Origin of the sequence: Flavobacterium sp. PS2 (genome assembly GCF_046250155.1) — a bacterium.
Taxonomy (GTDB): domain Bacteria; phylum Bacteroidota; class Bacteroidia; order Flavobacteriales; family Flavobacteriaceae; genus Flavobacterium.
This window is the reverse complement of sequence record NZ_CP176426.1, coordinates 3,678,809-3,703,287: the sequence shown is the minus strand read 5'-3', so window position 1 is coordinate 3,703,287 and position 24,479 is coordinate 3,678,809. Positions and strand designations below refer to the sequence as shown.

Annotated in this window: 17 protein-coding genes; 8 read left to right on the top strand and 9 right to left on the bottom strand. The window is 32.3% G+C overall.

The annotated features are described in order from the left end of the window. Positions 1–551: 551 nt before the first annotated feature. Together ACJ6WR_RS16290 and ACJ6WR_RS16285 are read right to left on the bottom strand one after the other, a co-directional pair. The gene (locus tag ACJ6WR_RS16290) at positions 552–7,457 is read right to left on the bottom strand and encodes a S8 family serine peptidase (protein ID WP_409415834.1); all 6,906 of its coding nucleotides are present in this window, start codon (positions 7,455–7,457) and stop codon (positions 552–554) included. 325 nt (positions 7,458–7,782) lie between these two features. After that, entirely contained in the window at positions 7,783–8,466 is a 684-nt protein-coding gene (locus ACJ6WR_RS16285) for a DUF4294 domain-containing protein (protein ID WP_039114909.1), read from the bottom strand. Positions 8,467–8,549: 83 nt separating this feature from the next. Between ACJ6WR_RS16285 and ACJ6WR_RS16280 the strand changes: the two genes are divergently transcribed. Next, positions 8,550–9,638 carry a M42 family metallopeptidase gene (locus tag ACJ6WR_RS16280; protein ID WP_039114911.1) on the top strand — a complete coding sequence of 363 codons (1,089 nt, stop codon included), beginning with the start codon at positions 8,550–8,552 and terminating at the stop codon, positions 9,636–9,638. Between the two features lie 94 nt (positions 9,639–9,732). On the opposite strand, the gene ACJ6WR_RS16275 is transcribed toward ACJ6WR_RS16280, so the two are convergent. The 3 genes from ACJ6WR_RS16275 to ACJ6WR_RS16265 form a co-directional block, all read right to left on the bottom strand. Continuing rightward, positions 9,733–10,116 carry an ankyrin repeat domain-containing protein gene (locus ACJ6WR_RS16275; RefSeq protein ID WP_035627414.1) on the bottom strand — a complete coding sequence of 128 codons (384 nt, stop codon included), beginning with the start codon at positions 10,114–10,116 and terminating at the stop codon, positions 9,733–9,735. Positions 10,117–10,474: 358 nt separating this feature from the next. Further along, complete coding sequence (locus tag ACJ6WR_RS16270; protein ID WP_409415833.1) at positions 10,475–10,852, bottom strand: ankyrin repeat domain-containing protein; 378 nt, start codon at positions 10,850–10,852, stop codon at positions 10,475–10,477. Between the two features lie 220 nt (positions 10,853–11,072). After that, a complete protein-coding gene (locus ACJ6WR_RS16265) occupies positions 11,073–11,471 on the bottom strand; it encodes an ankyrin repeat domain-containing protein (protein WP_039114914.1) in 399 nt (132 codons plus the stop codon). 245 nt (positions 11,472–11,716) lie between these two features. Between ACJ6WR_RS16265 and ACJ6WR_RS16260 the strand changes: the two genes are divergently transcribed. Both ACJ6WR_RS16260 and ACJ6WR_RS16255 read left to right on the top strand, forming a co-directional pair. After that, positions 11,717–12,184 (top strand): DUF1801 domain-containing protein, encoded by a 468-nt coding sequence (locus tag ACJ6WR_RS16260; RefSeq protein WP_409415832.1) that lies wholly within the window; start codon positions 11,717–11,719, stop codon positions 12,182–12,184. Between the two features lie 25 nt (positions 12,185–12,209). Beyond that, positions 12,210–12,755 (top strand): SRPBCC family protein, encoded by a 546-nt coding sequence (locus ACJ6WR_RS16255; protein ID WP_409415831.1) that lies wholly within the window; start codon positions 12,210–12,212, stop codon positions 12,753–12,755. 64 nt (positions 12,756–12,819) lie between these two features. Here ACJ6WR_RS16255 and ACJ6WR_RS16250 read toward each other — a convergent pair whose 3' ends face one another. From ACJ6WR_RS16250 to ACJ6WR_RS16235, 4 genes are all read right to left on the bottom strand, one after another. After that, on the bottom strand, positions 12,820–13,770 hold the full coding sequence (locus tag ACJ6WR_RS16250; RefSeq protein ID WP_039114916.1) for a phosphoribosylaminoimidazolesuccinocarboxamide synthase: 951 nt from the start codon (positions 13,768–13,770) through the stop codon (positions 12,820–12,822). A 151-nt stretch (positions 13,771–13,921) separates the two neighbouring features. Further along, positions 13,922–16,273, bottom strand: coding sequence for a prolyl oligopeptidase family serine peptidase (locus ACJ6WR_RS16245; RefSeq protein WP_409415830.1), 2,352 nt, complete (start codon positions 16,271–16,273; stop codon positions 13,922–13,924). Positions 16,274–16,647: 374 nt separating this feature from the next. Then, positions 16,648–17,481 carry a Cof-type HAD-IIB family hydrolase gene (locus ACJ6WR_RS16240; protein ID WP_409415829.1) on the bottom strand — a complete coding sequence of 278 codons (834 nt, stop codon included), beginning with the start codon at positions 17,479–17,481 and terminating at the stop codon, positions 16,648–16,650. A 246-nt stretch (positions 17,482–17,727) separates the two neighbouring features. Beyond that, positions 17,728–18,678, bottom strand: coding sequence for a PhoH family protein (locus ACJ6WR_RS16235; protein ID WP_409415828.1), 951 nt, complete (start codon positions 18,676–18,678; stop codon positions 17,728–17,730). Positions 18,679–18,993: 315 nt separating this feature from the next. Here ACJ6WR_RS16235 and ACJ6WR_RS16230 point away from each other — a divergent pair, with 315 nt between their 5' ends. The 5 genes from ACJ6WR_RS16230 (at position 18,994) to dnaN (ending at position 24,252) form a co-directional block, all read left to right on the top strand. Next, entirely contained in the window at positions 18,994–19,824 is an 831-nt protein-coding gene (locus ACJ6WR_RS16230; RefSeq protein ID WP_409417934.1) for an S-adenosyl-l-methionine hydroxide adenosyltransferase family protein, read from the top strand. Between the two features lie 144 nt (positions 19,825–19,968). Further along, on the top strand, positions 19,969–20,265 hold the full coding sequence (locus ACJ6WR_RS16225; protein ID WP_039114923.1) for a putative quinol monooxygenase: 297 nt from the start codon (positions 19,969–19,971) through the stop codon (positions 20,263–20,265). A gap of 349 nt (positions 20,266–20,614) precedes the next feature. Further along, positions 20,615–21,340: a gliding motility-associated ABC transporter permease subunit GldF gene (gldF, locus tag ACJ6WR_RS16220; RefSeq protein ID WP_409415827.1), complete on the top strand. Its 726-nt coding sequence runs from the start codon at positions 20,615–20,617 to the stop codon at positions 21,338–21,340. Further along, a complete protein-coding gene (gene gldG, locus ACJ6WR_RS16215) occupies positions 21,340–23,025 on the top strand; it encodes a gliding motility-associated ABC transporter substrate-binding protein GldG (protein ID WP_409415826.1) in 1,686 nt (561 codons plus the stop codon). Before gldF ends, gldG begins: the two co-directional genes overlap by 1 nt. A 108-nt stretch (positions 23,026–23,133) precedes the next feature. Then, positions 23,134–24,252 (top strand): DNA polymerase III subunit beta, encoded by a 1,119-nt coding sequence (dnaN, locus tag ACJ6WR_RS16210; RefSeq protein ID WP_039114927.1) that lies wholly within the window; start codon positions 23,134–23,136, stop codon positions 24,250–24,252. Positions 24,253–24,479: the final 227 nt, after the last annotated feature.

Below are 24,479 nucleotides of genomic sequence, written 5' to 3'. Positions count from 1 at the left end.
GTTTTCCATTCTCACAAGCTTTTCTAAATCTTTTTTTTTAGAATTTTATTTCTAATTTGATTCGTCTTGCTTGTCAGTATTTAAAGGAACGTTTGTCGTTGTTGCGGGTGCAAAACTACCACCTTTATATAGATAATCAATACTTTTTATAGAGTATTTTTGGTTTATTTTTTATTCTTTTCTTAATACTCTGATAACACACCCCTTACGGGCTGTTATTTTTTCCTTATCTCTGGCTTTTTCGGGCTTTTTTCCTGTTTTTGCTGGTTTTACTGGGTTTCGCGCAAAGTCGCTAAGGCGCAAAGTTTGTTATATTGTCGTTTATATGGAGTTTCTATTGGATTTTGTCGCCCCTAGCCCTGATAGTAGCGGAAATCCTTGGCCTTTTTTCTTTAAAAAGGACAAGATTGTAGCGGATAGCAGGAAATAGCTCCTAAAAAAAACTACTCCTAATATATTATAGTAGAATATGACTCCTATATATAAGGTCATAAAAAAGCGGCTACTATATATAGTAGCCGCTTATGAATATCTAAATTATATTAATCTATTTATTCTACAATAAGTTTTTGAGTTGATGTATTACCATCTTGCTCTACTTTTATAATATAAACTCCTGTAGGTAGATTATGAATGTTTAATTCTTTGTTTTCGGTTTGTACTGTGAAAACAATTTTTCCAGACATATCGGATATTCTGATATTCTTTTTACTTGTAGATGCTGTTTGTACATATACTTTCCCGTCTTTAACCGGATTTGGATAAATAACAAATCCTTCGATTGTATTTGTAGGTACTCCTAGAGCACAAACTGTACTTGATACATTTATTGTACGTGTTACAACAAATTCATTTAGCAATGCATCTTTTACAGTATAAGTCAGTATATATTGCCCTGGTGTGTTTACATCGACTGTTCCTGTAACTATTACTCCTGGAGTAAGGTCTACATCTAGATTATCTTTAGCAGTGAAACCGGCTTCTATATACGGACAACCTTTATCTAGAGAAACTATTACATTTCCTAAAAGTGTAATTATTGGTTTAGCTCTTTCAATTGTTATTGTCCAATTCTCGATAGTTCCGTCTTGAGCTGTTACATTATACACAGTAGGTAAAGTATAATTTAATGTTGTTACTCCGCTATTTTGGAAATAGGTTCCGATACGTAATGTAGCAAAATCAGATATTTGGAAAACTGGAACTAATACACTTAAATTGGCATTATTATTAACCAGAACTTTTACCGTTTTTAAAACTGGATCTATTACACTCGTTCCTATTTGGTTTGCTACTGAATATGCAATTATACTTGCTTCTGAATTCTTTGCATTTAAACTAACGGTGTAGTTTGTTTGTGAAAGCTTATTCTCTGAAACTACTGAAACCAAAAAGCTGTTTGTATAGTCTGAAACAACCGCTTTGGAATTTAATTGTTTTACTCCGTCTATATATAACTCTGCTCCTGATGAAACTGTAAAATCTGCAATTAAATTAGACACATCAATTCCATAAGTCAATGTTTTAGTAGCATTGCTTCCTACGATATCTGTATTGATTTCCTGTGCTAATCCTGGATTGGATGCTGTTTTAAAGTCGTACGAAAGTAATTTGCTTTCATTGCTCAAACCTGTTAACACTTTAATAGTATATGTTTCTATAATTCCTGTGTTAAAACCTACTCCTTCTACATTTAAAGTAACTGGATTTGTATAGTCATTTGCAGTAACTCCACTTACTTGTGTTACCCCGTTTATTTTTGCAATACTTTTCATTCCCAATGAATAATTAGCTACTGCCGTTGTTATATCTGTTCCATCGTTTAATAACACCGAATAAGTTTTAGTAGCTGCATCATAAGAAGCTGAAAGTTGATTTACAAAATCTACTTTTTGTAATAAAACCGGAACATTCCAGAATTTACCTTCGCCCTGACCATTTGTATCGGCATTTGTTACTACAGCTGTATTATCATTTAGAGTACTATCAAAAACAAATTGTTTATTTCCCTCTGAAAATGAATAATACGCTATTAACCCTGGTTCATTACCAAAATACTTTGTCATCGTGTTTGCAGCTATTGTTGCCTGATTACGTACTCCTGACCAAATACGAACCTCATCTATATTCCCGTTTATACCACGAGCCAAGCCTGCGTTATTACCTATGTAGACTGCAGAAGATGCATTTGAAGATGCCGCAGCCGCTGTACCTGTACTAGTGAATGGAACTGAAACCCCATCTATATAAACCGTATACACATTGGCAGCACTTACGGTAAAAGCAATATGTTGCCAAGTGTTTTGTTTAATAGTATTTATTCCTGTATTTACAACATAAGAGCCTCCTGGTGTAGTTATAGAAAGTACTAAACTGTTTTCTTTATAAAGAGTTAGATTAGCTGTATTGTGTATAAAGGCTAATACTGAACTTTTATCTAAAAGCCTTCCGAAAACTGATGGTTGCTTTTGGTTAAGCCAAGCTTCGAATGTATAGTTATTAGTAAGATTTAAAGCTGGAGTAATATCTGTTTTTACAAAATCATTTATCCCATCAAAAGTTCCTGTAACATTCGTAGCATAATTTGCAACATGCGAAAGTGTTACTGATTTTGAATTATTTGTGGCATCTGTATCTCCTACTAATTGAGTATAAACTTCAATTGTATAATCTCCAGGAGCGCCTAAATTAGCTGTTGTTGTAAATGTAAAGTTAGCTGTTCCGGCTGCTGGAATTATCCCTGTAAAATTCTGAATAACTTCACCTCCTCCATTAATTTTGTATGCTACTGGAAAATTCGTAATAGGTGTACTTGAATAATTACCTATAACAGCAGTAACTGAAACTGCATTACCAGGTTTAACTGGAGCAACAATTCTTTCTACACTTGCATCGGCAGCTGTAAATGGCAATACATTAATGGTATATTCTTCTACCTCAAAATCTGATCTTGAACTTGTAAGTCCATCAATTGTTGGTCCTAGATTTACATTATAATATTCATTAGGAGCACGGAACATGTGAATAACTCGCATTAATTTTTCGCCTGCTGTTGTTCCCGCAGGAATGGTTATGCCCCCTATAGTAACTTGTCTGTTCGTAAAATAATGCTTACTTATTGTAGATGCAATGGCTGGTGCTGTCACAGGACTTGTCGTGTTTACCCAATAATTACCAGCATAAAATTCATCGGTTAAATTGCCATCTCCATTTAAATCAATAACAATCATCGTAAATACCCCTACAGCCGATCCGGTTTGGTCTCCTATAAGTGGTACTTCTGTTTTGGTTATTGTAACTTCTGGCTGATAGTTAAATCCTGCGTATACAGGGATTTTTATATTCTTAAAATCTGAATACCCAGTAGTCCCTGAAGTATTTACAACATCATTCCATTTTAATCTAGAAATTGCATATCCATCTGTATTGGTATGAACTGGCAAATCGTTTTTATTAAATACAATTTTTTCAATTACATCATTAGCAGCATTATCATCTGCTACATCAACACCACTTATAATTTTATATTCAGCATTAACAGTAGACAAATCTGCTTTGGTAGCAAACGTAAAACTGACTGTTGAATATGGTGCAATAGCAGGAACAGCTTCGATCACTTTCGCTCCTGTTGTACCTATCTGATAAAACACAGGATAATTTGTTACTGCAACAGGTCCTAAATTACTAACTCTAATAGTTATGTCATGTGTACTTGTTTTTTTTCCCAGAACTTCTGGTGTTACTATAGAAACGATACTTACATCATTTACAAGTGGTTTAGTTACACAAGTAATATCTGCAATCCATCCACTTCCGTTTTCAATTTCATCTGAAATAAATCTGAAAGTTAATTCTCCTCCAACGGCTGTAGAAGTTAATGATGAAGGTAAAGTATTACCAGTAAATCTGCCTAATAAAGTAGCTGCAGTGGTTGGCCCATTGTAAACGTATAAAAAATCATACCCCAATTCTAAATCAAAGTCAGTAAAATTTACATTAATACTACTTCCTACGGTTGCTGGTATAAAAGTAATTGTTTGCGTAAGCTTATCTGCATAATTTCCGTAACGCGTCCCACTATCTGTAAATGTCGCTGCACAGGTCGTCTTATTAGCAGCTGATCCCATTGTTATATCAGACCCTATATTATTAACATTTTTTGTTATTGTATTATTCTCTGAAACTGCATCGCCCGGATAATTTACATTACCTACTACAGTATATACTCCTGGCGCAGAAAAATCAGCTTTTTGAGTAAAATCATAAGTCACCTCACTCAATGGGTTAACCGGCCCAGGAATTGTTTCTGCAATTACTGCTCCATTATTAATTTTATATGAAACTGGAATATTGCTAATTGCTACTGGAGAGTTATTAAAAACTTTTACTTGTACAGTTTCTGTAGTAGTAACTCCTGCATTAGGCTTAAATGAGCTTAAAGCTAAATCGGTTGCAGTAGCTTCAAAAATTTCAACATTATCAATATAAGTCGCACCATATACGTTTCCGCTATTTGTTGCCACAAAATCATTATCACTTACTGTTTCAAAAGCTATACTAAACGTAGTCCCTGCATAAGCCGATAAATCATAGGTTAATTCTTTATCACTGTAAGAAGGAGTTTCACCATATACATCCAGACCCTCATGACTCATTAATGGAACTCCATTTACCGAAACTCTAAAAAGGTTTTTATCCATCCCAACCGGAGTAACATTAGCCCATTCTAAAAAGAACTTCAGTCTTAATACTTTCCCTGCCAGACTAGTTGCATCTATATCGCAAAAAGTTACTTTTTTTATATAATCTGGATTATTAGTAAATGCCAGATTGTTTTTTGGGCTGACTACCCAAGGAGCCGAAGCTGTACCTGCTGATCCAGCCATTTTTACTCCATCTAAAAACTCAGAATTCACATACTCATATTTCACCTCTCCTGTTCTTCCTTTAGAAAAAACATAATTTGTTGCTTTTCTATTGGTAAATTCTTCAACAAATGGCAAACTAGCTGCATTTAAAACCGGTTGAGAAACAGGTTCTACATTTACCGCACGAACTCTTTCTGAAACAATTTGGGTTGCAATATCTACAGTACGAACTGAAAACCAGTTGTCATCTCCTACTGTAACATTTGCAAATGTATATGTAGGATCTGTAACGGTTGCTACAACATCAAACTTATAACCATTCATTTTCAATACCTCATATTTTGCTCCTGCAATAGGATCCCAATCCATTTTATAGGACGAAACTCCACATGCTGCTGGTGCAATAACTAGATTTTTAGGTTCGGTTATAATATTAAAAACTTCTTTGGAAGCATCAGTTTTTGTACCTGCACTAATTCTTATTTTAGCATTAGCAACTATTCCTGCAGGAACTTTCCAAGCAAAATTTCTTGCTGCCGATGGAACATCTGCTGCAATTATTGAATAATTTACTCCTCCATCAACGGAATATTCTATTGTAAAGTTTTTTGGCTCTCCTTCATAATCCCAACGAATATATTCTGTAGATTCAGTATTGAATTTTTCGCCACCTATCGGATAAGTCAAAATCAATTCTGGAGCTACATAATCATATACTACAGAAAACTCCTGAGCAGCAATAAGAGGAATTTTTGTACCAGTAACAATAATTTTATAGGTTCCTGGAGCTGGGTTATCTAATGTTACCTGTTCGATATTATTCATATTATCGACTCCTCGTGTTGCATTTACATTAGGCGTTGTTGCATTTAAAATCCATGGCAAAGTAGTAACACCATCTTTAACGATTTTAATATCTAAATCATTAACCTGAGTAGAACTAGAACCTGGTTCAGCACCAGTATCTGAATACGCTAGCATAACTTTTAACGTAACTAATCCTGCCGGAACTACAATATCTTTTTCATAAGTTGCTCCATTAGCTACAGATGCTGTATAAAACATGTTTTTGTCAATAACTTTAACAGCCCTTAATCCATTAAGATTACCAAATCCGTATTTATAATCTGGACCAGGATTACCTACATCTTTAGCCGTGTTTGCCACCAAAGCTTTCATTAAGGATGCCAATGGTCTTGCACCATAAATATTTTTATATCTCTCATAAAGTAAAGCTACTGTACCTGTTGTTCCTGGTGTTGCCATTGAGGTTCCACTCATAACCTGATACGAGTTACTATAATCTAATGAATACACATCGGTACCAACCGCAGCAATTTGTGGCACTAAACGCCCATCGAGTGTAGGTCCAAAGCTACTATAACTACTAATTAAATCATTAGGGTCGTTTGCAGCTACATGTAATGCATTTTTTGAATTTTTTGTTGATGTATTAAATCCTCCTGGATATGCTGTTTGCGCATTTCCATTAGAATAAATATTTAAAAGATAAGGATATGCCACTGTTACATTATCATCTCCTCTATCTCCAGCATTATATCTGAACGTATTGAACCCTGAACTAAGATTAATTCCATAAGAATTTGATGTAATCTCTATATCATCTTGCTGAACAGACAATACTCTTTCTTGGTAAACTGCTAATCCGTTAGACTGAGTATTAAAATTCCAGCCATACATTAGCACTTCTGGAGCCATTCCTTTTGCTCTTGGGTCTAATAAACCTGCACCTCCAATAGTTCCTGAAACATGCTCTCCGTGAGATGAATTCGATTCATATTCTTTACGGGTTACTCTGCCTGTATGATCTTTGTGTTCTTCGAGATTTCCATCCCAAACACCAACTTTTACTCCTTTTCCAGTTAATCCGTATCCTAAGCCCATAATACTTGAGCCTAAAACATTTGCTTTATGCGAAGTGACTCCAGGAAGATTATCACTTTCTACTGGTGCTGGAACTAACTCAATATTTTGAACCCAATTTAATTTTGCAATTTCTTCTAATTTATCTTTAGAAGCTTCTAGATAAACTGTGTTAAATACCTCATCAATTTTACTGCTTTTTACAAACAAGCTTGATAAATCTTGTGAAATAACTTTAGCATCAACTCCTTTAAAATAACTCACCACTACTTTAATAGTACTTCCTTGCTGTGCATAATCAGGAATAACCTCATTTACAATCCCCTGATCTAATTTATACTTAGAATCTATTGTAATAACTGTTCTTATATTATCAGGAACAGTTCCTTTACTATAAAATTCTGGGCTGATTGCTACATAATAAGCATTATTAGATAAATAACTAAGTAAAGTTATCCCCTGCCTTTTTAATTTTTGTTGCTCATCTGCTGATGGAATTTTTGTAAACTGTAACAAAGTATATTCCGTCTTCGGACTTTGCTTACTTGTTGTTCTCTTAAGTTCTTTAACCTGCTGTTTAAAATTAGCAGAAGTACTTATTTTATTTCCATTTACGGAAATAGAATAATCATTTTCAGAAATGCTTTGCGACCATGATGTAATAACGAAAAACATCATAATCAGGCTGAGTAATTTTTTCTTCATTTCACTAAATTAATTGATTAATAAACGGTTAACAAATAGTCACTAAAGAGTAAACCTACAAATAAAATCATAAATAACAAATTATAACTAAATCTAATTTGTTAAATAAAAAAAGAAAGAACAACTTGTAAGGAGGAATTATAACAAAACTGCATGTTCAAGCCTTGATTAAAAAAATCACCTATTACCTCCAGAAGAAAATTAAAATAAATAAATTCTTAAAAAAAAAGAACTTCGCGTTACTAATAAAAAAACAACTGCAAAAAAAAAAGACTTACCATACTAATATGATAAGTCTTATATAATTTTTAATTAAATATTCGGTCTATTTTGCAGCCTTCAACTCTTTGGCTTTTTCTTGCCATCGGTTACTAAGGTCATCATAATCAACAGGTTTTGCAGGTGCCTGATATTGTAATCTACCAGATTCAAAAGCCCGTACTAAGATTGTTTCTATGAGATAATCTTCGTTAACCTCGTAAGGTGCATATTCTGTTTTTAAACTTATATCAAAAACATTCGCTGTGGTATTTGCCCAAAATGCTTTCCACCCACTTTTCAGTGTCTTTACTAACTCATATGTAGTAGTTCCTGTTTGACGATGAATTAATTTTACTAATATTTGGCCTTGTTTTCGAGATAATTTTTTAAGCTTCCCTTCGAATTCATTGTTAAGATAATCTTCAACGATTTTAAAATATTTCTTCTTTTCTCTGTTTGAAGATAATCGAGCCATCCCTTTATTAAGTGCCACTAACCTATCTGATGCTAATCTTGCAAATGGATACGTTTTGTAAACTCTATTCTGGAGAATTAAAAATTGTTTTTGAGCCTCGGGATCAAGCTTTTCCTTTGATATAATAATTTCGGGTAATTCAATCGTATCATTTAATATTGAATCCTTTTCAGTTAAAATATATCCCATTTGTTCGGGATCTTTTTTATCGACTTGTGCATGACCAACAAATGACATGAATAGAAAGCAGAATAAGTAGGTTATAAACTTCATTGAGTTATTAATTTAAGTGTAAAATTATACATTATATATACAACTGTAATACCAAATTTATAATTTAGCAAAAAAATAATTTTATGAGTACAAAATCAATCTTAAACGATACTTCAATTGCTTTTTTAGAAAGCTATCTAAATAATGCTTCTCCTACTGGATACGAAAGCAGCGGACAAAAAATCTGGATGGATTATTTAAAACCATACGTTGATACTTTTATTACCGATACCTACGGAACTGCTGTAGGAGTTATAAATCCTGATGCTCCTTATAAAGTAGTGATCGAAGGTCATGCTGATGAAATCTCATGGTATGTAAATTATATTACTGATGACGGATTAATATATGTAATAAGAAATGGTGGTTCTGATCACCAGATTGCTCCCTCAAAAAGAGTTAACATTCATACTAAAAAAGGAATTGTTAAAGGTGTTTTTGGATGGCCAGCGATTCATACCCGAAATAGAGATAAAGAAGAGAACCCAAAAATCAGTAATATCTTCATCGATTTAGGTTGCGAGACTAAAGAGCAAGTAGAGAAAATGGGGGTTCATGTAGGTTGTGTGATTACATATCCTGATGAATTTATGATTTTAAACGAAAACAAATTTGTTTGTCGTGCACTTGATAATCGTATGGGAGGTTTTATGATTGCCGAAGTAGCTCGTTTATTACACGAAAACAAAGTAAAACTTCCGTTTGGATTATACATTACAAATTCTGTTCAAGAAGAAGTTGGGTTACGTGGTGCCGAAATGATTACCAAAACAATCAAACCAAACGTAGCGATTGTTACCGATGTTTGTCACGACTCGACAACTCCTATGATTGAAAAGAAAATAGAAGGTGATACTAAAATTGGTTTAGGACCAGTTATTACGTATGCACCTGCTGTACAAAATAATCTACGTGAGTTAATTATTAATACTGCCGAAGCTAATAAAATTCCATTTCAACGTTTAGCATCCTCTAGAGTAACAGGTACAGATACTGATGCTTTTGCTTATAGTAATGGTGGTGTAGCTTCAGCATTAATTTCTCTTCCTTTGCGATATATGCATACAACTGTAGAAATGGTTCATCGTGATGATGTCGAGAATGTAATAAAACTGATTTATGAATCTTTATTAAAAATTGAAAACGAAGAAACTTTTTCTTATTTCAAATAAAATTTAAATAGATTAAAAAAAAAGACCGCAAATCTAAAATTTAGATTTGCGGTCTTTCTATTAATAAAACTAAACAACAGTTAATGTTATTATGTTATGCGTGTTTTAAAATTGCTACAGCATCTTTAGCATTAGATAATTCTGCATATTTTAAAGCTGTATACCCTTTTTCATCTTTAGCATCAACATTAGCTCCTTTTTCGATTAAAATTTTTAAAATTTCAACTTTATTGTAACGGGCTGCTGTCATTAACGGAGACATTCCATCTGCCGTTTCATTTACATTTGCACCGTATTCTATAAACTTTTTAACAGTTTCAATGTCACCTTTGCTGATAGCAACATTTAATGGTGTAGAATCGTAAGTTGAAACGATAATTTTGTCATTAGCAAATGAATGCTGAACTGAATTTGAAGCTAAAGAAACATTAACAAAAGCTACTAAAGCTACTCCTAAATAAACGATTGACTTTTTCATGATGATTGATTTTTTGATTGATTGTGATTGATAATTAATTTTGATTGATGATTTTAAATGCTTTGTAATTCTTATACAAATATATATTTATTTTTGGTATTATGTTTTGCAAGGTACTTTGTTTTAACTAATAATTAACATTCTCTTAAAATTAGAACCTCAACTTTAAATTATTGTTTTTAAAAAGAACCTACTTATTATAAAGACGCATAAACAAACTAAATGTTACACAATTATTTAAAAAAAATAAACATCTATATATCAACACCTTAAAAACAAACAAATTAAAAAAAAGAATTTAAAGAAACCTGCTACCTAAATTCAGGATTAAAGGTTTTACTTACTAAAACGTATAAGGCTAATATTGCTTTAAAAAGGCTACTGCATCTACTGCTTTAGAGACTTCGGCAAATCTTAAAGCATTATATCCATTTTCGGCAGTGGTATAAGGATTAGCCCCTTTTTCAAGTAAAAGTTTAATAATTTCAACTTTATTATAACGAGCTGCAGTCATTAGCGGAGTTAATCCTCCCGATACTTTATTTACATTAGCTCCGTATTCTATAAGTCTTTTAACAGTTTCAATATCTCCCTTACAAATTGCAACATTTAAAGGACTAACATCATAATTGATATGTGTAGCACTTGTAAATATTTTGTAGTTAGAGCTTGAAGCTTGTACACCATTGGTTAAAGCGATTAAAGCTACTCCTAAATAAACGATTGATTTTTTCATGATGATTGATTTGATTGATGATTTTAGAATTCTTCCAAATTCTAAGATAAATACTAATTATTAAGACATCCAAAAAATCTAAATGTTACAGAACTAAATAGTTTTTTTGCATTTGTTTTTATTTTTAAATGAATCAATAAAAGCCTAAATCCTTTCTAAACAAAAAAGACCGCAAATTTAAATTTGTGTCTTTTATAGTAGGATAGGATTCCAATAACAGTTATTTTTTTATGATAGTTTTTAAAAAAGCTGCAGCATCTTTTGCTTTAGAAACTTCTGCGTATTTTAAAGCAGTATAGCCATTCTCATTTTCCGTATCAAGTTCAGCTCCTTTTGATACAAGAAATTTTATAATTTCAACTCGATTATAACGAGCTGCGGCCATTAATGGAGACATTTTGTCTATTACTTTATTTACATCAGCACCATATTCAATGAATTTCTTCACAGTATCGATATCACCCTTGCTAATAGCAACATTAAGAGGGCTTCTATCATATCCCTGAACGATATGTTTCTCATTACTGAATACTTTGATAGTTGAACTGGTACTTGATGCTGACGCTAAATTTGCAAAAGCGACTAAAGCAACTCCTAAATAAACGATTGACTTTTTCATGATTGATTGATTGATTATTATTCTCTTCAGTAAAATATGCAGTTATTAAATGATACACAAATAAGCAAAATGTTACACTACTTAGATAAATTGCATAAAAACTTATCTCATATATTAGTAAGACGACAAAAAGGGTCAAAAGGTTGCATTATATTTAAAAACAAATAAAACTTACTGATTTTATTTTATAACCAATTAAAATTCAGAATACTAAAATTTATTTAACTTTACATTAAAAACTTAAAATGCAATCATCAGCAACAACAATCGAAGAATATTTAACATCACTTCCTGAAGAAAGAAAAGCTTCTTTTCTTAAACTTCGAGAAACTATACTTAATAATCTTCCTAAAGGTTTTACTGAAGAATTGAGCTACGGAATGATAGGCTATCTTGTACCACATTCTATTTATCCTGCAGGTTATCATTGCAATCCAAAATTGCCTTTGCCATTTATAAACATTGCTTCTCAAAAAAACTTTGTGGCATTATACCATATGGGAATTTATGCAAAACCAGAATTACTAGAATGGTTTGTTTCAGAATATCCTAAATATAGCAAACAAAAATTGGACATGGGAAAAAGCTGCATTCGGTTTAAAAAAATGGATGGCATCCCGTTTGAACTAATAGCGCAACTGGTACAAAAAATGTCTGTAGAAGATTGGATTAATTGTTATGAATCAGAGTTTAAGTATAAACAATCAAAATAATTATAAACCACTTAATTTTAAATTTATGAAAGTTATAAAAAAAATTCTTCTCGCAATTTTAAGTATTGTAATACTAGCATTAATAGTCGCTCTATTTTTACCAAATGAATATCATGTAGAAAGAGAAGTCACTATAAATAAACCAAAAGATAGTATCTTTAATTATGTGAAATATTTAAAAAATCAAGATAATTTTAGTGTTTGGGCCAAGTTAGATCCTGCAATGAAGAAAACTTTTACTGGAACCGATGGTACCGTTGGCGCAATAGCTGGTTGGGAAAGCAAGGATAAAAACGTAGGCAAGGGAGAACAGGAAATAAAAAAAATTATTCCAGGTGAACGATTGGAATTTGAACTTCGTTTTAAAATTCCATTTGAATCTACCGATATGGCTTATATGACAACAGAAGCCATTTCTCCAACACAAACTAAAGTAAAATGGGGATTTGATGGTAGATCTCCGTATCCTATGAATTTAATGTTAGCATTTATGAATATGGATCAAATGCTTGGAGAACAACTCGAAACTGGCCTTCAAAATTTAAAAGTAATTCAAGAAGGCAAACAGTAGCGCAAAAAATAACCCCGCAACTTTAAATTGCGGGGTTTCTTTTAATCTATTTTAAAGTAAAATATTATTTACTCAAATAAGCTATTACGTTTTTCTCAATACGTTCGTCAATATTATTAATATCGGCTTTAACGAATTTTTCTCCAAGAATGTTTTCATATAATTCGATATAACGCTCAGATACAGATTCGATATAAGCATCAGTCATATCCGGAATTTGTTGTCCTTCTTGTCCTTGAAACCCATTTTCGATTAACCAACGACGAACAAACTCTTTAGATAATTGTTTTTGCTCTTCGTCTTTATCTTGTCTTTCCTGATATCCTTCTGCATAAAAATAACGAGAAGAATCCGGAGTATGAATTTCGTCTATTAAAACAATTACACCATCTTTAGTTTTTCCAAACTCATATTTAGTATCTACTAAGATTAATCCACGACTTGCAGCAATCTCTGTTCCTCTCTGGAATAAAGCTCTCGTATATTTTTCTAAAACCAAATAATCTTCTTCAGAAACTATTCCTTTAGCCAAAATATCTTCGCGAGAAATATCTTCGTCATGCGATCCATTATCAGCTTTTGTAGTTGGTGTAATAATCGGCTCCGGAAATTTATCATTTTCCTTTAAACCTTCGGCCATTGTTACCCCACATATTTGTCTTTTCCCAGCAGCATATTCACGAGCAGCATGACCAGAAACATAACCACGAATAACCATTTCTACTTTAAAAGGATCACATAAATGACCTACAGCTACGTTTGGATCTGGTGTTGCAATTAACCAATTAGGAACAATATCTTGAGTAAGTTCCATAAATTTAGTCGCAATCTGGTTTAAGATTTGTCCCTTATAAGGAATCCCTTTTGGTAAAACTACATCAAAAGCCGAAAGCCTGTCTGTAGCAACCATAACCAAAAGTTCATCGTTGATATTATAAACTTCTCTAACTTTTCCGCGATAAACCGATTTCTGATTTGGAAAATTAAAATTAGTAGTTGTAATTGTATTGCTCATTATTATTTGTTGTGTTGTGTTGTTTCGTGTTTTATGAATGCAAATTTAAAACTATTTAAAAGAGCAAGCAAGAAAGTATTCAGTTTTCAGTCACAGTTTACGTACTGCGACTGAATACTGGAACTGCGACTGAATAACTAGAACTCTAAACTTATTTTTTCAAAAGTGTTGTATTAAATAAATTCAAGATTCTATCGTATTCATCAATCCAGGAATAGGTTTCTTTAAATCCATGTGCTTCTACAGGAAATGACGAAAGACTCCAATTCTTTTTACCTAATTCCATAAAACGTTGAGACATACGTACAATATCTTTATATTCTACATTATCATCAACCATACCATGAAGCATCAATAAATTCCCTTTTAAGTTATCTGCAAAATAAATCGGTGAGCTTTTTTTGTAAGCATCAGGATCAGTTTCAGGAAAATTAAGAATATTACCTGTATAACCATGATTGTAATGAGCCCAATCGGTAACAGATCGCAATGCCGCTCCCGAAGCAAATTCTCCTGGCGTTGTAAGCATTCCCATCAAAGTGATAAAACCTCCATAAGAACCACCATATATTCCAACTCTATTCGCATCGATTCCGTAATTATCAACTAGATATTTCTTTCCATCTATTTGATCAGACAAATCTTTTCCACCCATGAAACGGTATATTCCAGTTCTTACATCACGACCATAACCATCACTACCTCTATAATCAATATCCAAAACAGTATAACCCAAATCCGTCAGCATATTATGAAACATATACTCTCTGTGGTAGTTGCTCCAATAATTGTGTGCATTTTGCAAATACCCCGCTCCATGAACAAATAACACAGCTGCTTTATTAGACTTCTCTGCTTTTGGAGTATATATTCTCGCATAAACAGTAGTGCCATCTTGTGCCTTAAACGTAATTACTTCAGGTTCTCTCCAAGGGTATTTTTTAAATTCCTCAGTAGTCGAAGACGTTATTTGTTGTAATGTTGCGTTCTTCTTATTCTCGGCAATGTATAAATCCCAAGGCTTGTTTTTATAAGAATAACGTACTAATAATGTTTTTTCATCTGGAGATAAACTTACTTCATGTGCACCATCTTTGGTTAAAATCGGCTCAAGAACACCATTGGCAACAGCCAGTTTATAAAAATTTCTATTACCTGGATGAGTTGTGTTTGTCGTTAAATAAAAAGTCTTTTTATCTTTTGATAAACTCACATCTCTTACTTCCCAATTACCATTAGTAAGTTGTGTTTTCTTTTTAGTTTTTAAATTATAAGTATATAAATGAGAATATCCTGTAACTTCTGATTGAAAGTAAATAGTTTCATTATCCGAAAGGAATCCCAAAGTTCCCGAATCGAAAACATAAGAAGGAATTCCAGGTCCACCAATCCAGGCTTCGTCATGCTGATGCTCAATTTCCTGAAAAGTTCCTTTGTCTAAATCAAGACTAATTAGCCATCTGTCTTTATTATCCTGACTTCTTATTTCGGCTATAGCCAATGAACCACTGGCATTATAAACTGGAGCCTGAACAGTAATTAGCTTATCTGATTTTTCTTTGTTCTTAAGCTTTTCATACGAATCATAATATTTAGGAACATCCTGAATATGACTTAAAGTAGAAAAATTGACAAAATAAACCGAATCTTTAGCAACTGAATAAATTCCGAATTTGGTCTTTACAAAATTATCTACCGAAACTTTTTCTTTCGTTTCTGGCGATTGATTATAACCATCTGCTGTTATAAAAACTTCCATTGTTTCTTTTTTAACATCCAATTTTTCAATTAAACTAAATGTTGCAAAATTTCCATTTGGATTTACTTTAAGACTTTGTAATTCATCTTTTTTTCCATAGTAATATCCTTTAGGGAAATCAGATTTAACGCTATTCTTTTTAGCTTTATTCCATTCTTTCTTAGCTTCTTTGTCTCTAATAAATTGGAATAATTCTTTTTGTTGTGTTTTCAGAAAAGAATCTTTATTTGATTCCTTCTCAGCTTTGTCTCCGCTATTAAAATTTGAAATTTGCACAATCGTACCTTCCTTGGTATTGCATTTAAACAAATTATCATTTTGCTGAAAAAACAAAATTCCAGCTTCAAAGCCTAGTTCTAAATTAGAAATCGGACTCGATTGCTGGAATATTTTTTTTGAAATTTTATTATTTATAGAGTAAGAATATAAACCGCCATTATCGATGTAATAAACTATATCCGATGTTCCATTTCTTTTAAAATCCAATTGCGAAAAAGCTGCTTCTTTTGACTGAGCCAATGCAGGTTTGGTCATTCCTTTTTCCCAATAGTAAGTACTTAAACCTAAATCATTATTTGGATTCCAATCGAAGTAAATCTTTTTTCCATCCAAGCTCCAATGCTGATTAGTCGGTTGGACACCTGTAAAAGAATCCCCTTTCATGATTTCTTCAAGCTTCAGGCTTTGACTTTTCCCAGATATTGAAAAAGCTAAGAAAGCAAGTACAAAGATATTTTTAGTCATTTTTATGTTATTTGATTAACACAAAAATACACTTTGAAAGCAATTAAAAAAATCTTTCTAATTTGTAATAAAAAAATTAACCGCAAAGTTCGCAAAGAGTTACGCAAAGGTTAGGAATCCTTTTAATCTTGATAATCTGTGGCTAAAAAATAACCGCAGAGATCGCAAAGAGTTACGCAGAGGTCGCAATGATTAAAAATCCGTTTTATCCATGTTTTCGCTTTAGCAAATCCGTCTCATCCGCGTTCCATTATAGACAATCTTAGCGAGCTACTCGCGGAGATTCTTCCTGCGTCAGAAAGACAATATTATGGATAAAACTTAGACTATTAACCGTAAAGCGGACAAAAATGGATTTCCTCTATATTTATATTTTAAATCGTAACCGAAACTTTGCCCAAAACATTCTCGGATAAATATTTTGCTACACCATCTTCTCTATTCGTTTCAATAACTTCAATATGTGGTAACTCATTTTTTAAATTCTGAGGGGCATTACCCATAATCAAAGCTTTTCCTGTAGAAGATAACATTTTTAAATCGTTAAAACCGTCACCAAAAGAAATAGCCTCATCAAAAGTAGCATTCTCTAATTCTAGAACTTTTGCAATTGCTACACTTTTATCTACAGATTTATCCATAAACTCAAGACAGTTTGGTAAACTAAAAGCATGATGCAAAACATCTGAATTTTTACTTAAGATAACATCTTTTAATGCAACCAATTTTTCATGGTTATCATGTGTGAAAAATATTTTTATGGCTTTATAATCTTCTAATGTGGAGTAATCGACTAATTCTGGGTGATAAACTAAATCAGCCTGAAAAGCATTCAGTTTTTCGCTCATTCTATTAGTAAGCCAAACGTTTTCTTTAAATAAAACTGTTGTAATTTCTGGGTCGATATCTGCGCTTAAAGCCGATTTTACAACATCGCTTGTAATATCAAAAGCAAAAAGTTCTTTCTTTTCTGGCGAGTGTATACGTGCTCCATTAGAACTTACCAGATAAACAGGAATCCCTAAGGTATCAATAATTCCCATTGCATCTAGATGATGGCGCCCTGTAGCAACTATAATAAGATATTTTTGGTTGTAAAGTTCTTGAAAAACTGATTTTGTATAAGGAGAAACTTTATGGTCTGGATTAAGTAATGTACCATCTAAATCGGTAATGACTACTTTAATTTTTTTAGATTCTGAATTCATATTGAGTATCAAATATTTATTATTTACAAATTTATCGCTTTGTAAAATGGGAAGCAAAGAAAACCGATAAATACGGAAGAAATAAGTTAAACTTTACTATTTCCTTAACATAAATTAACTAAGTCATTCAAAAAAAATATTCGTTTTATGCATTTCTATAAAGAGATGTATAAAACGAATATCATTAAATATCAAAACACATTTTACGATTTACATTTGACATTTTTCAAGAACCATTCCATGGGATTAATCGTTGTTTTCGATTTGTTTGTAAGCATCAATTACTTTTTTCACCAATCGATGGCGTACAATATCTTTATCATCAAGATAGATAATACCAATGCCTTCTACATCTTTAAGAACCAATATAGCTTCTTTAAGTCCAGAAATAGTTCGGCGTGGTAAATCGACCTGACCAGGATCTCCTGTAATCATGAATTTAGCATTTTTCCCCATACGGGTCAGGAACATTTTCATTTGAGAATGTGTTGTGTTTTGTGCTTCATCCAAAATTACAAATGCATTATCTAGTGTACGCCCACGCATAAAGGCAAGTGGAGCAATCTGGATAATTCCTTTTAAAATGTAATCCTCTAGTTTTTCATTTGGCAACATATCGCGCAAAGCATCATAAAGAGGTTGCATGTATGGATCTAGTTTTTCTTTCATATCGCCAGGTAAAAATCCGAGGTTCTCCCCTGCTTCTACTGCTGGTCGTGTAAGTATGATCCTTTTTACTTCTTTATCTTTAAGTGCTTTAACAGCCATTGCAACACCCGTATACGTTTTTCCTGTTCCAGCTGGTCCAACAGCAAATACCATATCATTTTTTTTAATGGTATCTATCAATAATTGTTGGTTAGGCGTCATGGCCTTGATAATTTTACCAGCAACTCCATGAACTAATATTTTGTCATGATCGTATGCCTTTTTTTCATCCTGACCATCGCTCATAATCACACGTTCAATTACATTATCATCAATGTTGTTGTATCGGGTAAAATGAAGCATCAATCTTTGAAATCTTTTCTCGAATTCATCTAAGACTTCTTTTTCGCCAAACGCCTTTAAAGTCGTCCCTCTCGCTACTATTTTAAGCTTTGGGTAGTACTTTTTAATTATTTCAAGATGAGTGTCTTGAGCGCCCCAAAAGTCTTTTGGAGCGATGTCTATTAGCTCGATTATTCTTTCGTTCAAATGAGGTAGTTTTAAATTAAAATTAATTTTTTATAAATCAAATGGCTGTCGGGTTCTTTTTTAGTTTTCAGTCCCAGTGTTCAGTTTCAGTTACCATTTATATTTTCAACGAAATCTCACTTCTTTAAAAAAATGCTATTTCGTTTATAAACTGAATACTGCAACTGTAAACTGAGACTACTATAATTTTACTTATTTTTAAAATACAATTTATCTTTTCTTTCCTTCCATTTTGCGTTTACTATTATTAGCTTTGCATTTCTCAAATTTAATGAAAATTAGATTTAAATACTATCAATAGTTATAAACAAAATGATGTCAATAATTACCCTTACTACCGATTACGGCTTAAAAGACCACTTTGTAGGCGCGCTGAAAGGGAAAATATTATCCGAATATTCCGAAGCTACAATTGTAGACATTTCACATGACATCGATCCATTTAATACAACCGAAGCTAGTTATATTATTGGTGCATCTTATTTTAGTTTTCCTAAAGGAACCGTACACCTTATTGGTGTCGATATAGAGCGCAATAAAGAGAACCAACATATAGCCATGCAATGGAACGATCATTACTTTATTTGCGCCGATAATGGTATATTAAGTATGCTTACGCAAAAGATTGTTCCGCAAAAAATAGTTTTCATTAATATACACGACCGATTACCAGGTGATGCCAGCGATCTGGATGTTTTTATAAAAGTTGCCTGTCATATCGCCAAAGGTGGCTTGCTAAATGTTATTGGTAAAGAAACACAAAACATCAAGCAAATAACCGAACTACAGTCGATAGTAGGAAACGATGGAAATTCGCTAAAAGGATATGTATCCTATATTGACCATTTTGGTAACGTAGTAACTAATATTTCCAAAAGACAATTTCTGGAAGTCGCACGAGGACGTCCTTATGAGATTGTGATGAAACCCAAAAGCATCAAAACTATTTTACCAAATTACTCGGCAATAGCCAGTTCCGAAAAATATCCTATCAAAACTTATGAAGGAGAAAAACTAGCTATTTTTAACGAAGCAGGTTTTCTAGAAATTGCTATTTTCAGAAGTAATCCATCAAAAGTTGGTTCAGCAAATAGTTTACTAGGACTTAATTATCGTGATACAATTTTAATTCAGTTCAAGAATTAACCAACAAAATTTAGAGTTTAATCCCAATAACTTTTAGATTCTTAAAAATAGTTTCTCATAACAAGAAAAATATTAATAGAAAGAATAATCTATTTTGGTATTTTTGCGCGCATATAAGCCATTTCTCAATCTAAAATTATAAAAATGTTTGTTAGAATAGTAAAAATGAGTTTTCACGAAGAGAAAATTCCTGCTTTCATGGAAAATTTTAATAGTGTAAAAGACAAAATACGAAATGCTCCCGGAAATCGTTTTTTAGAATTGTATCAAGACAAAGACAATAAAAATATATTTTTCACATATAGTTATTGGGAAACCGAAGCTGACTTGGAAAATTACAGGCAATCGGAACTTTTTAATACGGTTTGGACATTTACCAAAGCCTTATTCAATGCAAAACCCGAAGCCTGGAGTGTAGACAAATTAGTTTCATTGGTTTAAGAATGGACAATATTAAAATAAAAAATTGAACCATTAAGAGATTAAGAAAATTAAGCTATATCAAAAAAACTTGATTAATTAGAAGAGAAAAAAAATATTTTAATCTGAGTAATCTACAATAAAAAAATCAAACCATTAAGAGATTAAGGAAAATAAAGAGTTTATGAGTTTTTATGCCACAGATTATCAAGATTAAAAAGATTTCATCCCGAAGCATTGGGATTGCGACCTTTGCGAAATCTTTGCGGACTTTGCGGTTAATTTTTCTACCACAGATTAGAAAACTTTAAACATTAAACTTTTAAACAAAATACAACGAATACCCGAATAAACAAATTAACGTTAAAATATGAAATCAATCGTTTTACGAGAAATAAAATCCTTTTTTGGATCTCCCATTGGCTATTTGGTCATTGCAATCTTCCTGATTAGTAATGGCTTATTTTTATGGGTTTTTCAAGGAGAATACAACATCCTTAATACTGGTTTTGCCGACCTTACTCCATTCTTTACTTTGGCACCATGGATTTTAACATTCCTGATTCCGGCAGTAACCATGCGTAGTTTTTCTGATGAGAAAAAACAAGGCACAATCGAATTATTACTTACAAAACCATTGAGCATTTGGCAAATTGTAAACGGAAAATTTATTGGTTCATTACTTTTAATCATAATGGCTATTATTCCAACATTTATATATGTAAAAGTAGTCTCTAGTTTAGGATTACCAGAAGGAAACATAGATATGGGAAGTACAATTGGTTCGTATTTTGGATTATTATTCCTGATTGCAGCTTATACCGCTATCGGAATTTTTACTTCTACATTATCCGAAAATCAAATCGTAGCTTTTATTATATCAGTATTTTTATGCTTCTTCTTTTATTTTGGTTTCGAAGGTTTATCGACTATAGTTCCTGGATTCATGAATATGATTTCATCATTAGGAATGCAAAATCATTTTAAGAGTATGAGCCGAGGCGTTATCGATACACGCGATGTAATTTATTTTTTAAGTATAACGGTGCTTTTCCTTTCGTTTACTGTATATCAACTAAAATCTTTTAAATCGTAATGAAAATTTCTTCTCAAAAAAATATAAAAACGTTACTCATTACGGTTATAATTTTAATTGTCTTAAATATTGCGGGTACATTTGTATTTCACCGTTTTGATTTAACAAAAGACAAAAGATATACTTTATCACCAACTTCATTAAGCATTATAAAACAGGTTCATAATCCGTTGTCTATAAAAATTTATATGCAAGGCGATTTACCTGCCGAGTTTAAACGTTTGGAACAAGAAACTCAGCAATTATTAGAAGAGTTTCAGGCTTATAATAAAAATATTGTTTTTGAATTCGTTAATCCTCTGGAAAACGAAGACGAAAGCATGGATATGGTTAAAGAGTTATATCGCAAAGGTCTTACTCCTATAAACATAACTGTAGATGATAAAGGAAAACAATCGCAAGCAATGGTTTTTCCTTGGGCAATTGCAGTCTATAATAATAAAGAGGTAAATATCCCTTTATTAAAAAACCAAATGGGAGCTTCGACTACTCAAAAAGTAATTGGTTCTGTACAGCATTTAGAATATTCTATTGCCGATGCATTGAATAAAATTACCAAAGAGAAACAAAAAAAGGTTGCAATAATAAGAGGAAATGGCGAAATGAAAGAGATTTTCATGGCAAAATTTCTGATGCAAATTCGCGAAAGCTATCACATTGGTCCATTTACTTTAGATTCTGTTGCAAAAAATCCAATTGGAACTTTAGATGCTTTACAAAAATATGATTTGGCTATTATTGCTAAACCAACCGAAGCATTTACAGATAGCGAAAAACAAGTTCTTGATCAGTTTATCATAAACGGAGGAAAAACTTTGTGGCTTATAGATCAGGTAAACGCCGAAATGGATAGTTTATACAATCAATCTGGAGCTACACTGGCTTACCCGAGAGATTTAAATCTTAATGACATGTTCTTTAAATACGGATTCAGAATTAACCCTGATTTGGTAAAAGACGAACAAGGGAGTCCAATTAAACTGGCTACGGGCGAACAAGGAAGCGCAACTCAATATCAGGATTTCATTTGGAAATTTGCTCCTCAAGTTAAACCTGAAAGCAGACATCCGATTGTAAAAAATCTTGGCGGGATAAAATTTGATTTTGCCAACCCAATTGATACCCTAAAAAATGGTATTAAAAAAACGGTTCTTTTGCAATCATCACCTTATTCTAAAAAAATTGGAACTCCTGCCGAAATCAATTTGAATATAGTAACCGAAGAAGCTTCGCCAAAAGATTATATAAACAAAGGAAATATCCCTCTGTCAGTTTTATTAGAAGGTGATTTTCATTCGATGTACGAAAATCGTGTTTTACCATTTGAACAAAAAACATTTCAAACAAAAGGAAAAGCAACCAAAATGATTGTAATTTCTGATGGAGATATAGTGCGCAATCAGCTGGATAAAAATTTAACTCCTGTAGAATTAGGTTACGACCAACGTTCAGGAAATTTATACGACAACAAAGATTTCTTAATGAATTGTGTTAATTATTTACTAGACGACACAGGACTTATTAACATTAGAAGCAAGGATCTTAATTTACCTTTATTAGACAAAGAAAAGGTTTATCAAGAGTATACCATTACGCAATTCATAACTATCGGACTACCAATTCTAATATTATTGGTCTTTGGGCTTGTATTTACTTTCCTTCGTAAAAGAAAATACAGCAAATAGATGTTAATAAAAAATTTGGGATACTAGGATTGTTTACGATATATTTGTAAAAATGTATTCTAGTCATTTTCCAAGCTAAAATATATACCAAAAAATAAAACAAAAGAGATGAAATTTATAGTATCGAGTTCGTACTTATTAAAGCAATTACAAGTTTTAGGTAGTGTAATCAATAGTAACAATACGTTACCTATTTTAGACAACTTTCTATTTGAATTAGACAATAATGAATTAACAGTTTCTTCATCGGATCTTGAAACGACGATGTCTGCAACTTTAGCGATTGATTCTACGAGCAAAGGAAGTGTTGCAATACCTGCAAAATTATTACTAGAAATTCTTAAAACATTTCCAGAACAACCTTTAACATTTACTGTTGAAGATAATAATACTGTAGAAATTAGTTCTAACTCAGGAAAATATGCATTAGCATATGCAGCCGGAGAAGAATTCCCTAAATCAGTAAACCTAGAAGAGCCTTCGGTTACTCTAGTTCCATCAGATGTTTTGGCTACAGCTATTAGCAAAACAATATTTGCTGCTGGTAATGACGATTTACGTCCGGTAATGTCTGGAGTATTCTTCCAGTTTTCACCAGAAGGATTAATATTTGTTGCTACAGATGCTCACAAATTAGTAAAGTATGCTCGTACAGATGTAAAAGCATCACAAGTTGCTGATTTTATTATGCCAAAGAAACCTTTGAATATCTTAAAAAGTATCTTAGGAGCTTCTGATGCTGAAGTAAAAATCGAATACAACGATTCTAATGCTACTTTCTCATTCGATAACTACATTTTGATGTGTCGTTTAATCGATGGGAAATATCCAAACTACGAAGCAGTAATTCCAAAAGAGAATCCAAACAAGTTAATGATTGACCGTTCTTTATTTTTAAGTTCAGTACGTCGTGTGGCTATTTTCTCTAATAAAACTACACACCAAATTCGTTTGAAAATAGCTGGAGCAGAATTAAATGTTTCTGCCGAAGATATTGATTACTCAAACAAAGCCGAAGAAAGATTGACTTGTGATTACCAAGGTGATGACTTACAAATCGGATTCAACTCACGTTTCCTTACCGAAATGTTGACAAACTTACAATCAGATATGATTATGTTGGAAATGTCTTTACCAAACAGAGCAGGAATCCTAACTCCTGTAGATGGTTTAGAAGATGGAGAAACAGTAACCATGTTGGTTATGCCGGTAATGCTAAATAGTTAACATTTAATTATGTTTTTGTTATATTAGATTTTTGATATTCAAATATAATACTTATTATTGCATAACAATTACGCTATTAACCAACCATTTTTATACTTAAAAAACCGCAACTTCTTTTAGAAATTGCGGTTTTTTTATTTTGTTGAAGTTCCTTTCCTTCGTTAAGTATAGCTAAGAAAAATAAAGTTTCCCAAGCAGTTCAACAAAGATTATGGAGTTACTCGTGG

Coding starts and splice junctions, on each gene's coding strand:
- dnaN (WP_039114927.1), top strand. CDS start 23,134: ATGAAATTTATAGTATCGAGTTCGTACTTATTAAAGCAATTACAAGTT.
- ACJ6WR_RS16245 (WP_409415830.1), bottom strand. CDS start 16,273: ATGACTAAAAATATCTTTGTACTTGCTTTCTTAGCTTTTTCAATATCT.
- ACJ6WR_RS16270 (WP_409415833.1), bottom strand. CDS start 10,852: ATGAAAAAATCAATCGTTTATTTAGGAGTAGCTTTAATCGCTTTAACC.
- ACJ6WR_RS16280 (WP_039114911.1), top strand. CDS start 8,550: ATGAGTACAAAATCAATCTTAAACGATACTTCAATTGCTTTTTTAGAA.
- ACJ6WR_RS16290 (WP_409415834.1), bottom strand. CDS start 7,457: ATGAAGAAAAAATTACTCAGCCTGATTATGATGTTTTTCGTTATTACA.
- ACJ6WR_RS16275 (WP_035627414.1), bottom strand. CDS start 10,116: ATGAAAAAGTCAATCGTTTATTTAGGAGTAGCTTTAGTAGCTTTTGTT.
- ACJ6WR_RS16265 (WP_039114914.1), bottom strand. CDS start 11,471: ATGAAAAAGTCAATCGTTTATTTAGGAGTTGCTTTAGTCGCTTTTGCA.
- ACJ6WR_RS16255 (WP_409415831.1), top strand. CDS start 12,210: ATGAAAGTTATAAAAAAAATTCTTCTCGCAATTTTAAGTATTGTAATA.
- gldF (WP_409415827.1), top strand. CDS start 20,615: ATGAAATCAATCGTTTTACGAGAAATAAAATCCTTTTTTGGATCTCCC.
- ACJ6WR_RS16230 (WP_409417934.1), top strand. CDS start 18,994: ATGTCAATAATTACCCTTACTACCGATTACGGCTTAAAAGACCACTTT.
- ACJ6WR_RS16225 (WP_039114923.1), top strand. CDS start 19,969: ATGTTTGTTAGAATAGTAAAAATGAGTTTTCACGAAGAGAAAATTCCT.
- gldG (WP_409415826.1), top strand. CDS start 21,340: ATGAAAATTTCTTCTCAAAAAAATATAAAAACGTTACTCATTACGGTT.
- ACJ6WR_RS16285 (WP_039114909.1), bottom strand. CDS start 8,466: ATGAAGTTTATAACCTACTTATTCTGCTTTCTATTCATGTCATTTGTT.
- ACJ6WR_RS16240 (WP_409415829.1), bottom strand. CDS start 17,481: ATGAATTCAGAATCTAAAAAAATTAAAGTAGTCATTACCGATTTAGAT.
- ACJ6WR_RS16260 (WP_409415832.1), top strand. CDS start 11,717: ATGCAATCATCAGCAACAACAATCGAAGAATATTTAACATCACTTCCT.
- ACJ6WR_RS16250 (WP_039114916.1), bottom strand. CDS start 13,770: ATGAGCAATACAATTACAACTACTAATTTTAATTTTCCAAATCAGAAA.